A 12,010-nucleotide genomic window follows, 5' to 3' on the forward strand; every position below is an offset into this window, starting at 1 on the left:
ACGACGGACCGGTCGCGGCGGGACGAGCCCCGCGGCATCCACTGCCGCCCGGGATCAGGCTCGTCGGGGCGAGTCGAGCATGGAGACCTCCGGGGAGACGAAGCACCAGCACGCGACGCATTGCCGACCACGCCGTCGGGCAACCCGCCCGGCGGTAGCAAGTGATCGTGTCGTCACAGGACGTGTCCAGGAGACTGGCACGCAGCTCGCGGTTCGTCAACCGGCCTGCGCTGATGGTTTCGGTCAGCACGCTATGGGGGTAAAGTCGTCGGCGTCGGCGTCGGCGTCGGCGTCGGCGTCGGCGTAAGGAGTTGTTGTGCCTGTGAGTAATGAATTGGGCGAGCGGGGTCCGCGACCGACTCTTGCGGAGAGGCTCAATCAAGCATTCGAGTCGGTTCACCCCCCCAGTCGCGGCCCGTATTCTAATCGAGAGGCAGTTAAGTGGCTGGCGGAGAACGGGGAACCTGGCGAACCCAAGATTGGTGAGGCGTATCTTTCATTGCTACGTGCTGGATCGCGCACCAATCCATCCTTGCGGCATCTTCAGGCACTCGCCCGTTTCTTTGACCTGCCGGAAGAGTATTTTATTTCTTCTGGGAGGTATGCCGGAGATGTACACCGCGACCTGAAGCTTCTTTCTGCGATGCGCGACGCGAAAATTCGGGCAATCGCGCTGCGCGCAGCCGATCTTCCGGAGGATTTTCGCGATTGGCTTCACGATATTGCGATGTCGGCGCCAGGGTCTGAAGGGAGAGACGCAGACCGGCAGGCGAAATTCAGCATTTATGATGAAGAAAGTGGTGCCGATCAGTGAGGGGCCTGTCGGCGATTCCGTATCGCGGCGACTCTATTTTAGAGCGGCTTGAGTCGGACCGAAAAGTACGAGCGCATTAATTTTAGCCAGAAAGGTGTGCTGTGGTGGCACTTCGGAGTCCCTATCAGGTTGCTCAGCGGTGCGTTCGAGATGTTGCGAGGGCGGTTGCGATGGACTGCCCTATATCGGATTTGACGGATCTGTGTATGAGGTTGGCCGCTGTTCGTGAGCGCCCCATGGTGATTCTGCCGTACAGGTTTCCCAAGCCTGATGTGTTCGCGTTATTTATAGATACCGAAGATCGTGATCTTTTCCTCATCGAGCCTGACACTGACCCGGATCTTCGTGACCATAATCTTGGCCACGAGATTGGGCACTGCCTTCTCGGGCATCGCTGCGGGAGCGACGAAGAACTGATCAGGGAGATATTTCCTACGCTGTCGCCGAGTACCGTTCGAGGCTCGTTGAGACGAGCCAGGTTTGCAACGCGTGCCGAAATGGAAGCAGAGGAGGTTGCTTTTTTGCTTGTTCCATGGGTTAAATCGGGAGGGCAGGCACGTAAGCAGTTCACATCTCTGAATGATGGACTGGGCACCTCTCGCGCTATGGGCGCTTGATGGACACGACGGTAGCTGTGGCCCGGATTATAATGGGCTGCCTGCTGCTGGCAGCCGTGCTGTGGCGCGTAGCGGTTACGACCTTCGACGGCGGCCGCGACGCAGACCGACTGCTCGCAACGAATCTCTTCGTTCTCCTCGGCGTCGCTTATATTGTAGAATTTCCGGCTGCAGCTAAAGCTTTGAATGAGTCTGCGGGGGCTGGACATCTCGTAACCAATGAGGCTTATTCAGGCTCCGTCAGGTAAGTGCGTAGAAGATGAGTCCGATGACTGCCGAGATCGTCGTTTTAAATGTGGCGTAGGGTCGGCGGTAGTCTGTGTGGAGAACTTTCCACGACTTGATATGGGCGATGACTCGCTCGATGGTGGCGCGTGTGCGGTTGAGGCTCTTGTTGAATGTTTTCTGCCAGTCGAGAAGTTCCCGGCCGGGTTGTTTTTTGAACGGGGTGAGCATGCCGCGCCCGATGTAGCCTTTATCGCCGATCGGTGGGTATGTGGCGAGGTGGTCGAGGGCGCCGGATTGGTCGAGGCAATGTAGGTCGTGTCGGGAGCCTGGGGTCGGGTCGGAGATCCACGACAGCTGCCCTTCCAGGGTGGCTGCGACCTGGACGACGACGCCGGTGGTGCGATGCTTGCCCGACCACAGACCTGGTACGGCGGTCCATGACCAGCAGGACAGTAGGGTTCCGTCGATGATGTACTGCCGATCGACACGAAGCTCCTCCGCAGTCGGAACGACACTCCGCAGCGCCTGCGCCAGCAACGGTGTCACCCCCGTGATCGCTCGACTGACCGTCGACTGCGACACCCCGTAGGTTTCCGCCAACTCCCACTGCACACGATTCCCGCGCAGATACGCCAACGTGATCACCACCGACCAGAACAATCCCAGAAGCGGCGGCCAAGGCGGGCGCGCACCAGCCGCGTTCCGCTGACCCTGCTCATGCACCAGAGCAGCAAGATCCTGAATCTCATCACGCCGAAAACCAGTGGTATAGTACATACTGCGACAGCCCATTCATCTCGGATTGATTCGACAAACCAATCTTCGCGATGGACGGGCTGTCGCCCAACCCGACACGCCGGGCTAGATCGTTATTTCACGGGCCCTGAATAAGCCTCACAGACTACCGCCGACCCTACGCCACATTCAACACAACAATCTCGGCAGTCATCGGACTCATCTTCTACGCACTTACCTGACGAAGCCTGAATAAGCCTCGTTGTAGGCAGCTCGCGCTCGGGATGTCATTCCGGTGACTGCGGCGACTCGGCTCTTGGGGTGGTCGGTGTCGTAATGGGCAAACCGGCGACCCGGGCGGCGTCGACGAGGCGATGGTCGTAAGCGACGAAGGCGGACAGCTCGTCGCGTAAGAGCACGGCGGAGGCTAGGTGCAGGGCATCGAGTGTCCGTAGAGACGCAGAGCCGACGTCGCAAGCGAGATCCTGGACCCCGCGGTCGAGTGGCACCAGGTCGAGATCGCCGATTACCGCGCGTGCTTCGGTGAGTACTTCGGGGCCGGCTCGCCGAGCGGCGCGCAGGACCTCGACCCGTCCCAGTTCGCTGGTCACGATGGGTATCTCGGTCTGCGGGGCGAGCCATGCACTCAGCGCCGCGGTCTCGGCCTCTTCGCGGATCAGCTTCATCAACGCCGAGGAGTCCAAGTAGATCACAGGTGTTCCTCGCGCTCGGAATCGAGAAGTTCCTGGTTGCTCGGCTCACCTGCTTTGATTCGCACGGGCCGCAACGCATGCACCCTCCCCGTCGGGCTCATCGCAGGAGCCAGCCGACCAGCGGCGATGAGCCGCTCCCTGGTCGTTCGGGGCCCCTGAGAGGGAACCAACACAGCCACAAGCGTGCCACGTTCGCTGATCTCCACACTCTGACCGGACTTCACCAGCGCGAGGTATCGAGACGCGTTCTGGCGGAGTTCCCGAACACCGATTCGCTCCATCATCATAGTGTAGCATGTGATGTGCTACTACAGTGGTGCGGGGCTGGAGCGGGTCATCGACCGCAGTGCCGCCGGTCACGGCATCACGCCGGCCCGATCCGGTCGGTGCTGCGACTGCGTCGGGCCCAGCAGCGTCGACACCGAGCCCCCTGATGATCCGATCACGGGGTCACGTCGATCGGGGCCTCGGCCGCGCCCGAGGTCGGGGCTTGACCCCGGATCTTGGACACGCTGAATCCAGCATTGCTGGGGAAGCGAGATGATGAGCAATCGTCAAGACCTGTGGATGAAGATCTTTTAGGCGGCTTCGGTGTGGGTGTGGGCATCGGGTCGTTCGACGAGGCGGCCGGCGTCGAATCGGGCTCCGGCTCGGACGAGGGCGACCAGGTGCGGTCCGTTCACGGCGCGCCATCGGTTCTGGGCGGCCTCGATGAGCTTGAACGCCATCGCCAGTCCGGCCGCGCGTGACCCGGGCCCGCGGGTGACCCGGGTGCGGTGGCGGACCGTCGCGAACGTGGACTCGATCGGGTTCGTGGTGCGTAGGTGTTGCCAGTGTTCGGCGGGGAAGTCGTAGAAGGCGAGCAGTTCGTCGAGGTCGTCACCGATCTTCGTGACGGCCTTGCCGAACTTCGCCCGGTAGGCGGCCTCGAAGCGGGCCACGGCGTCGAGGGCTCTGCGCTTGTCCTCGGCGTTCCAGATCTCGGTCAGCGCCTTCTTCGCCCCCGGATGCGCTGAGAGCGTGTTTGGAAATGGTGGGTGTGTCGGGATGGTCGACACGGCTGGGGTGCTCCATCGTGGTCGGCATGCAGGAACGACCGCGCCGGTACCCCTCGGACACCAGTGATGCCCAGTGGGTGGTGATCGAGCCGTTGTTACCGCCGCTCGCGCGGCGGGGGCGGCCTGTTGCTCATGCTCGTCGGGACGTGCTGGGGGCGATCTTGTATGTCGTGCGGACCGGGTGTGCCTGGCGGGCGTTGCCGGTGGACTTCCCGCCCTGGCAGACCGTCTACTGGTACTTCAACCAGTGGGAACAGCAGAAGGTCACCGAGAAGATCCTCCCGGTCGTGCGGGGGCAGTTACGTATCGCCGAGGGCCGTGATCCGGAGCCGAGTGCGGGGATCATCGATTCCCAGTCGGTCAAGGGCGCCGACACCGTCGGCCAGGACTCCCGCGGCTACGACGCCGGGAAGAAGACAGGCGGACGGAAACGGTTCATCGTGACCGACACCCTCGGTCTGCTGCTGACCACGATGGTGTGCTCGGCCTCGGTACAGGACCGCGACGGCGCCAAGCCGATCCTGCTCAACCTCTACCTGCGCACCAGGGTGCGGTTCGTCTACGCCGACGCCGGCTTCGCCGGGCGACTGCTCGACTGGGCCGCCACGATCCTGCAGACAACGATCGAGATCATCCGCAAGCCACCCGAGCAGCGCGGATTCACCGTCCTCCCACGAAGGTGGGTGGTCGAACGGACCCTGGCCTGGCTCACCGCACACCGACGCCTGGCCCGAGACTACGAACGCCACCCCACCACATCCGAAGCCATGATCCGCTGGGCCGCGATCAACACCATCACCCGCCGCATCGCCCGTGGATACCCCGCCACCCGCCAGCAGAAACACACGACACCCTCAACCCACTAGAATTTCCAAACACGCTCTTACGGATCGCCTCCCGCGACACCGCCCCCGACGGAGCCGCGATCTGGCCGTCAGCGACCGCCTGACGGGTGCGCTCATAGAGCACGACCGTGTCCGCCGACGTCTCGTCCAGGCGGGCAGGGGCGAGTTCGTCATACAGGTCAGCGAAGATCGGCCGGAACACCGAATGCAGCACATGCTGCACGATCACCGCTGCGGCGACCAGGAGCGGCGGCAGGACATGCGCCAGGGTCGAGCCCGGGTCGAATCCGTAGCGCACACCCCACGGCACGACCGTGAGCGCGAGGGACGCCGCGGCGAGGCCCGCATCCAGCGCATACAGGCCGCGGGGGATGCGGCGGCCGTGCTGCACCGCGGTGAAACCCACGAACAAGCTCACGACCAGCAGCACCGACGCGAGAGGTTCGATCAGGTAGCCGTACCACGGGCCGTCGACACCGACGACGCCGTCGTGCACGGTCACCGCCATGAACAACACACCGGCGGCGATCAGCAGCGGCGGCACCATCGACAACCCGACATAACGCCGGTAGGTCGAGGTGAGCCGACGGTCCGGGTTGAGTAGACGGTCGCGGTTCGCGACCGCACGATGCGCCCAGCCCGCCTCGCGGCGCTCACCACGAGCGGCGGCGATCTCAGCCATCCGAGTCCGGCGCCGCTCCGCACGCTCGGCGCCACGCAGCTTCTCGGTGACCTTCCGGTCGGCGCGCCGCTCCCGTGGCGACCGGGCGTCGAGAAGCGCGGGATCGTCTTGGAGCGCGACGACAGCGCGGGCCTGCTCCACCTCTTTGGCGAGCAGCCGGGCCTCGCCGATCAGACGCGGCCCGGCCCCACCGGAGTCATCGCGGTCGGAGTCCGGGGCGAGGACCAGGTCCTCCAGCCACGACTCCGACCGGACACCGTGCGAGCGTGCACCGCTCCGCGACGAGCCGTTCATCGGGCCCACCCCGGCGCCGACGTCCGCGGCAGCGGCATCGTCGCAACGGTCGCCCACAGGCGATCGATGAGCTTCTCGGTCAGACCATCCGGGAACCACCTGGGCTGCTCACAGCCGGGGTCAACATCCGGGGGAATCGCCCCACCCTGGGGTGGAACAACATGCGTCGTGCAGGCACGATGCCACATAGCCGATCACCTGATTTCGTGCAGGTTGGTTGGTCAGACCGGCGCCCCGGACTTCAATCCGGGGTGTCGGTCGCCCACCTAGCGAGACGCCAGACGAGCTTTTTCATGTCTAGCACCCCGCCCACCGCCGTGACAAGACCGGGCCGCGACCCACTGTCACCGGGCAGGTACGCACCGCACCCAGCGACCGGGCTGGGATGCGGCCGGGGCAGCCGCCGTGACGGTCGCGGGCGAAGGAAATTCCCGGGGCGCCTCGCGTGCGCGCGCGACGCGCGCCTACGCGCACATCGCGTTGAGACCCGCTCACTCCGGCCGCCGCGCCGGGAAATTTCCACCCGGGAAAAACCCCGGCCGCGCGGCGGTCAGCGACGGACCGAGAACGCCACACCACGCCCCGGCCAGCTCGGCCGAACCGGACCAGCCGAACCATGAGCCAGCGATCGGCCCTGCGCTCCGGGCGCGCGGCCCGAACGCGACCACGGGCCGCCGTCGCCAGCGACGGCGACGACGGCGCGCCCGGCGTCGGCGGCGGCGGCGACTCTTCCGGTCGATGGTCGGGGTGCGGCGCCGGCACAGCCCAGGATCGCCGCCCGCTGCCCCTCGCTGACGCCGGGCGGCGCTGGCCGAGGCACTGGCCGATTTTCCGTCGAGGAAATTTTCTCGCCGGACTTCCCCGCCGAGCGGGTCTCAACGCGATGTGCGCGTAGGCGCGCGTCGCGCGCGCACGCGAGAGCCCCGGGGATTTCCACCCAACTTTTCCGGGCGCGGCCGTGCACGACGACCGCCAGGCCCAGCGGCACCGGCGGCGCGGTGATCCGGTCAGAGCAGCTCGGCGAGCGCCTGAACGGGGCGTCGAGACTGCTCGCCGACACCGACCACCGCGGGGACGGGCTGTCAATGGGCCTCGGGCGGCGCGGTGTCCCGCTCTGGCGGCGCGTGGCGAGGTGTCCGAGGTGTCCGAGGGCGGCTCGGCCGGGCACTCGGGTCCGGCGCGGTCGGGATCGGCTCGCAACGGCGCTCCGCGCGCACCTCCGTGACCGCGGCGGCACCAGGGTGGCGGCGGCGCACGGGCCGGCGAGCCGTCCCCTCGGCCGGGCCCCGACCGCCCAGAGTCCACCGTGACGATCCCGCGTCAAGATCGCCCTACAGGTATCGGGACCAGCACCTTTGCTGTGCGCAACGTTCGCCCCGCAGCGGCGTGGAGCGGCCCGGGCGGCACCGGCGACAGCCACGCCGTCAGAAAGAATCCCCTGGTCAGAGCACTGCGGCTCGTCCGGCGCGACCCGTGTCCGCCGACGGCTACCGCTCAAGATCGTTTCATTGCGGTGTTTCCGCTGGTCCCGATACTTGCCGACATCTACTCGCCTAGATGCGCAAGGGAGGATGGCCGAGCGAGGATCACGGCGTTCGAGGCATGTGAGCGAACGTATTCCCAGGTCAGGGACATGATCCGGGCGAGGCAGAGGCATGGCCGCCGTTGCGCAGCGGCCTACAAGGAGATCATGAACAAGGCCGTTTCCGCTGGTCCGGATACTTGTCGATACCCACTCGCAGGAGCGCGCCGAGAGCGGACGACCAGGTCGCCCGTGAGGAAGGCGATGTGTTGCTGGCGGGTCAGGTGCGGATCGTTTCCGGTCGGCGCATCCTGGTGTGGTCGAGTCTTCGGTGGTGCGGGGTGTCGTGGCGGGTCAGCGGGAGGCCTCGGCGGAGGTGTTGCGTCGGGCGTTCCGGTGCTGACTGTGCTGCTGCTGGTGGTCGTCGTGGCGGTCTTGTCCTGGCTGGGGTCGGGTCGGGGACGTTCACGATGGCGACAGATAGGCCTGTAGCGGACGCTGAGGGCGTCTGTGACGGCTTCAGGCGAGGTCGGTGGTCGTGGGCAAGTCGACCCGGACCGCAGCCCGCGCTAGCGGGCGAGGACCGGAAGCGGCGCGGCAGCACCGTTCGTGCGCCTCGACAACGGGCGGCCGGAGTGGTTGCTGGTGTTCAGGATGAGGTTCGGGCAGAGGCGAGGTGTCGGGAGCGCCGGGCTTGGAGCAGAGCGGTGATCTGGTCGCGGGCGGCCTCCCGGGTGGCGACATCGGCGGTGTGGTGGTCGGGGACGAGCCCGGTGCGTAGTGCGTGGCGGTCGCGGGCCTGGTTGCGGGCTATGACTGCGCGGGCGTTAGCCCGCTGCCGGTCATCGACCTGTAGGGCGTCGACATCGAGCTGGGTGTGGCCGTAGGGCAGCCGCTGCGCGGCTGCGCGGCCGTGCCGGACCGCGATCTCGGCCCGGGCCTGGTCGTCGACGTGCGGGGCGACAAGGGGCCCGTGAGGGCCCTGCCAGGGGGCCAGGCGGTGGCGTAGCCACGCCGTCGGGAAGCGCACCTGCCCGGCCGGGCAGCGCTCGACAGGCCGGGCAGGGCCGTCGGGGGTGGGCTGGTGTGCCAGGGCGTGGCGCAGGTCGTTGTTGGTCCACCCGGCCCGCCAGAACGCCTTCACCTGAGCGCGGATCGCTCGGGGTGAGAGCCGGGAGAGCAGGGGGTCGTCGCGGAGCTGTCGTGCTGCGGCGAGCTTCTCCCCGCGGCTGGTGGGCACTCGGTCATCGAACCAGTCCCCCCACCGGCGGCCCTGGCGGGGCGGCTCGGCCCCGGCCCTGACCCGGTTGTGGATGATCGTTCTCGCGCGCGTGTGAACAGAACTCTTACCTTCGGTAAGAGTAAACCCCGTTGGGGTCCAACTTTCACCACGCAACGAACCGAGGGAGCCTCCGACTGGGGTTGGGGAGGGGATGGTGCCGGTCTCGGTGAGCGGCCGTGCGGTGTCGCGGTGTTCGGCGGTGTTCGTGTCGGTGATCGCGTGGTCGGGCAGGTGGAGTTGATAGACCGCCGCCCGGTTGCCGCGGCGGCCGTGGATCATGGCCTGGAGCGGGCCTCGGTACTGCGGGGTCGAGCCGGGCTCGATCAGGACGAGCCAGTCGGACTCTTGGAGCTTCGCCAGCCAGGACGCGACCGAGGACCGCGCCCACCCGGTAGCCTCCTGCAGACGTTTCCAGGTCGGCCAGGTCAGGTGATCGGTCCAGTCCGCGCGGCGGGCGAGCTCGGTGAGCAGTGCGTCGAGGCGTCGTCGGGCGTCGCGGCGCAGCCGCCGGTACCAGGTCGACGCACGGATCGCCTCGTACCAGTCCCGAGCCGTGCGCGGCAGCCCCCGGGGGAAACCCGCACCGGGATCAGGGGTCGTGTCCTCGCCCAGCTCGACCCAGCACGGGTCGCACAGGACCGTACCGAGGACGGTGTCCCGCTCCACACCGGATCGGCGGAGGCAGTGCGTACACATCCGCGCCGCAGGCGGCGGCCCGGCGGACAGCTCAGCGGCGGGCGACCAGCCCGCAGTGATCATCGCCGCTGCGGTCGCGGCTAGCTCGCCCGGGTCGCCCGCGGTCAGGGGCCAGAGTCCGGTGTCGAGCCCGGCCCGGACCGGACATCCACAGACATCCCGGGCGCCCTCGACCGGGGGCGTTGCCGGGTCTTGACGGGTCGAGCTATTGTTGTTCTGCGCTGGCAAGGCGTGTTCGCCCCTTCAGGTGAGAGTGGGGGGCTGAAGGAGCGGAGCTGGATACTCCGTTGTACTTCCGTTGTAGGGCCCGGCCGAGAGGTCGGGCCCTACTTCGTTCTGAAGCACATACTGCTGCTGATGCTGCTTCAGCCCGCCATATCGAATTGGGATCCAAGGACGACCAGCATGTGGCGGCCGCCCCAGGGGGTCTAGGTGGTCATCGTCGGCGATCCTTCATCCGAGTCGGGGGGGCGGCTGTCCGGGGTCCCGGTAGCCAGAAGAGCCAGAAGAGCCAGAAGAGCCAGAAGAGCCAGAAGAGCCAGAAGAGCCAGAAGAGCCAGAAGAGCCAGAAGAGCCAGAAGAGCCAGAAGAGCCAGAAGAGCCAGAAGAGCCCAGCTCACTATCCGATCCTGCCAGACCCAGCCACCGGCCCGGTCGGCGGCTGCTCTTACGGGCGTGTCGGCTGCGGGGGCGGCCCGCCGGGCCCGTGGTGTCTGTCGCAGTCATCGAGGTCATCCAGGTGCTCGACGCAGTCATCGAGGATCGCCTGGGTGGTCCGGACATGCCACGCCGCCGGCGCCTGGTCCTCCAGGGTCGCCCCGTAGGGGTTGCGGACCTTTTCTGCGGCGAGCGTCAGCTCCCGGGTGGCGGTGAGGATCCTGTCCCGCAACCAGTTCTCCTGGTCCACCCCGTCACGCCCCGAACGACGGACCGGTCGCGGCGGGACGAGCCCCGGCGGCATCCACTGCCGCCCGGGATCAGGCTCGTCGGGGGCGAGTCGAGCATGGAGACCTCCGGGGGAGACGAAGCACCAGCACGCGACGCATTGCCGACCACGCCGTCGGGCAACCCGCCCGGCGGTAGCAAGTGATCGTGTCGTCACAGGACGTGTCCAGGAGACTGGCACGCAGCTCGCGGTTCGTCAACCGGCCTGCGCTGATGGTTTCGGTCAGCACGCTATGGGGGTAAAGTCGTCGGCGTCGGCGTCGGCGTCGGCGTCGGCGTCGGCGTAAGGAGTTGTTGTGCCTGTGAGTAATGAATTGGGCGAGCGGGGTCCGCGACCGACTCTTGCGGAGAGGCTCAATCAAGCATTCGAGTCGGTTCACCCCCCCAGTCGCGGCCCGTATTCTAATCGAGAGGCAGTTAAGTGGCTGGCGGAGAACGGGGAACCTGGCGAACCCAAGATTGGTGAGGCGTATCTTTCATTGCTACGTGCTGGATCGCGCACCAATCCATCCTTGCGGCATCTTCAGGCACTCGCCCGTTTCTTTGACCTGCCGGAAGAGTATTTTATTTCTTCTGGGAGGTATGCCGGAGATGTACACCGCGACCTGAAGCTTCTTTCTGCGATGCGCGACGCGAAAATTCGGGCAATCGCGCTGCGCGCAGCCGATCTTCCGGAGGATTTTCGCGATTGGCTTCACGATATTGCGATGTCGGCGCCAGGGTCTGAAGGGAGAGACGCAGACCGGCAGGCGAAATTCAGCATTTATGATGAAGAAAGTGGTGCCGATCAGTGAGGGGCCTGTCGGCGATTCCGTATCGCGGCGACTCTATTTTAGAGCGGCTTGAGTCGGACCGAAAAGTACGAGCGCATTAATTTTAGCCAGAAAGGTGTGCTGTGGTGGCACTTCGGAGTCCCTATCAGGTTGCTCAGCGGTGCGTTCGAGATGTTGCGAGGGCGGTTGCGATGGACTGCCCTATATCGGATTTGACGGATCTGTGTATGAGGTTGGCCGCTGTTCGTGAGCGCCCCATGGTGATTCTGCCGTACAGGTTTCCCAAGCCTGATGTGTTCGCGTTATTTATAGATACCGAAGATCGTGATCTTTTCCTCATCGAGCCTGACACTGACCCGGATCTTCGTGACCATAATCTTGGCCACGAGATTGGGCACTGCCTTGAGGCTTATTTCAGGCTCCGTCAGGTAAGTGCGTAGAAGATGAGTCCGATGACTGCCGAGATCGTCGTTTTAAATGTGGCGTAGGGTCGGCGGTAGTCTGTGTGGAGAACTTTCCACGACTTGATATGGGCGATGACTCGCTCGATGGTGGCGCGTGTGCGGTTGAGGCTCTTGTTGAATGTTTTCTGCCAGTCGAGAAGTTCCCGGCCGGGTTGTTTTTTGAACGGGGTGAGCATGCCGCGCCCGATGTAGCCTTTATCGCCGATCGGTGGGTATGTGGCGAGGTGGTCGAGGGCGCCGGATTGGTCGAGGCAATGTAGGTCGTGTCGGGAGCCTGGGGTCGGGTCGGAGATCCACGACAGCTGCCCTTCCAGGGTGGCTGCGACCTGGACGACGACGCCG

At 65.6% G+C, this 12,010-nt stretch carries 10 protein-coding genes and 2 pseudogenes; 4 read left to right on the forward strand and 8 right to left on the reverse strand.

What is annotated here, in order from left to right; all coding sequences use genetic code 11:
* The first annotated feature begins 322 nt into the window (after nucleotides 1-322).
* On the forward strand, nucleotides 323-814 hold the full coding sequence (locus KPL57_RS27105) for an XRE family transcriptional regulator (RefSeq protein WP_226353658.1): 492 nt from the start codon (nucleotides 323-325) through the stop codon (nucleotides 812-814).
* A 236-nt stretch (nucleotides 815-1,050) separates the two neighbouring features.
* The gene (locus tag KPL57_RS27110) at nucleotides 1,051-1,431 is read left to right on the forward strand and encodes a hypothetical protein (protein ID WP_226353659.1); all 381 of its coding nucleotides are present in this window, start codon (nucleotides 1,051-1,053) and stop codon (nucleotides 1,429-1,431) included.
* A gap of 240 nt (nucleotides 1,432-1,671) precedes the next feature.
* Here KPL57_RS27110 and KPL57_RS27115 read toward each other — a convergent pair whose 3' ends face one another.
* The 4 genes and pseudogenes from KPL57_RS27115 to KPL57_RS27130 all read right to left on the reverse strand — a co-directional run.
* A complete protein-coding gene (locus tag KPL57_RS27115; protein WP_226353660.1) occupies nucleotides 1,672-2,436 on the reverse strand; it encodes a transposase family protein in 765 nt (254 codons plus the stop codon).
* A 245-nt stretch (nucleotides 2,437-2,681) separates the two neighbouring features.
* Complete coding sequence (locus tag KPL57_RS27120) at nucleotides 2,682-3,107, reverse strand: type II toxin-antitoxin system VapC family toxin (protein ID WP_226353661.1); 426 nt, start codon at nucleotides 3,105-3,107, stop codon at nucleotides 2,682-2,684.
* On the reverse strand, nucleotides 3,104-3,394 hold the full coding sequence (locus KPL57_RS27125) for a type II toxin-antitoxin system prevent-host-death family antitoxin (RefSeq protein ID WP_308253039.1): 291 nt from the start codon (nucleotides 3,392-3,394) through the stop codon (nucleotides 3,104-3,106). Before KPL57_RS27125 ends, KPL57_RS27120 begins: the two co-directional genes overlap by 4 nt.
* A gap of 291 nt (nucleotides 3,395-3,685) precedes the next feature.
* Nucleotides 3,686-4,123 (reverse strand): annotated as a pseudogene (locus tag KPL57_RS27130) (transposase); the annotation flags it as partial.
* Nucleotides 4,124-4,137: 14 nt separating this feature from the next.
* Between KPL57_RS27130 and KPL57_RS27135 the strand changes: the two are divergent.
* Nucleotides 4,138-5,047: pseudogene (locus KPL57_RS27135) on the forward strand (IS5 family transposase); the annotation flags it as partial.
* Here the strand turns inward: KPL57_RS27135 and KPL57_RS27140 are convergent.
* The 3 genes from KPL57_RS27140 to KPL57_RS27150 all read right to left on the reverse strand — a co-directional run bounded on the left by KPL57_RS27140 (nucleotide 4,961) and on the right by KPL57_RS27150 (nucleotide 10,393).
* A complete protein-coding gene (locus tag KPL57_RS27140) occupies nucleotides 4,961-5,986 on the reverse strand; it encodes a hypothetical protein (RefSeq protein WP_226353663.1) in 1,026 nt (341 codons plus the stop codon). The pseudogene KPL57_RS27135 and the gene KPL57_RS27140 sit on opposite strands and share 87 nt — an antisense overlap.
* A 2,171-nt stretch (nucleotides 5,987-8,157) precedes the next feature.
* The gene (locus tag KPL57_RS27145) at nucleotides 8,158-9,456 is read right to left on the reverse strand and encodes a hypothetical protein (RefSeq protein ID WP_226353664.1); all 1,299 of its coding nucleotides are present in this window, start codon (nucleotides 9,454-9,456) and stop codon (nucleotides 8,158-8,160) included.
* 697 nt (nucleotides 9,457-10,153) lie between these two features.
* Nucleotides 10,154-10,393 carry a hypothetical protein gene (locus KPL57_RS27150; protein WP_226353665.1) on the reverse strand — a complete coding sequence of 80 codons (240 nt, stop codon included), beginning with the start codon at nucleotides 10,391-10,393 and terminating at the stop codon, nucleotides 10,154-10,156.
* Between the two features lie 340 nt (nucleotides 10,394-10,733).
* Between KPL57_RS27150 and KPL57_RS27155 the strand changes: the two genes are divergently transcribed.
* Nucleotides 10,734-11,225, forward strand: coding sequence for an XRE family transcriptional regulator (locus KPL57_RS27155; protein WP_226353658.1), 492 nt, complete (start codon nucleotides 10,734-10,736; stop codon nucleotides 11,223-11,225).
* 403 nt (nucleotides 11,226-11,628) lie between these two features.
* Here the strand turns inward: KPL57_RS27155 and KPL57_RS27160 are convergent.
* The coding region (locus KPL57_RS27160; protein ID WP_226353666.1) for a transposase family protein at nucleotides 11,629-12,010 on the reverse strand (382 nt) is incomplete at its 5' end.

This window comes from Pseudonocardia sp. ICBG601 (assembly GCF_020496245.1).

Coding starts and splice junctions, on each gene's coding strand:
- KPL57_RS27110 (WP_226353659.1), top strand. CDS start 1,051: ATGGTGATTCTGCCGTACAGGTTTCCCAAGCCTGATGTGTTCGCGTTA.
- KPL57_RS27115 (WP_226353660.1), bottom strand. CDS start 2,436: ATGTACTATACCACTGGTTTTCGGCGTGATGAGATTCAGGATCTTGCT.
- KPL57_RS27140 (WP_226353663.1), bottom strand. CDS start 5,986: ATGAACGGCTCGTCGCGGAGCGGTGCACGCTCGCACGGTGTCCGGTCG.
- KPL57_RS27125 (WP_308253039.1), bottom strand. CDS start 3,394: ATGATGATGGAGCGAATCGGTGTTCGGGAACTCCGCCAGAACGCGTCT.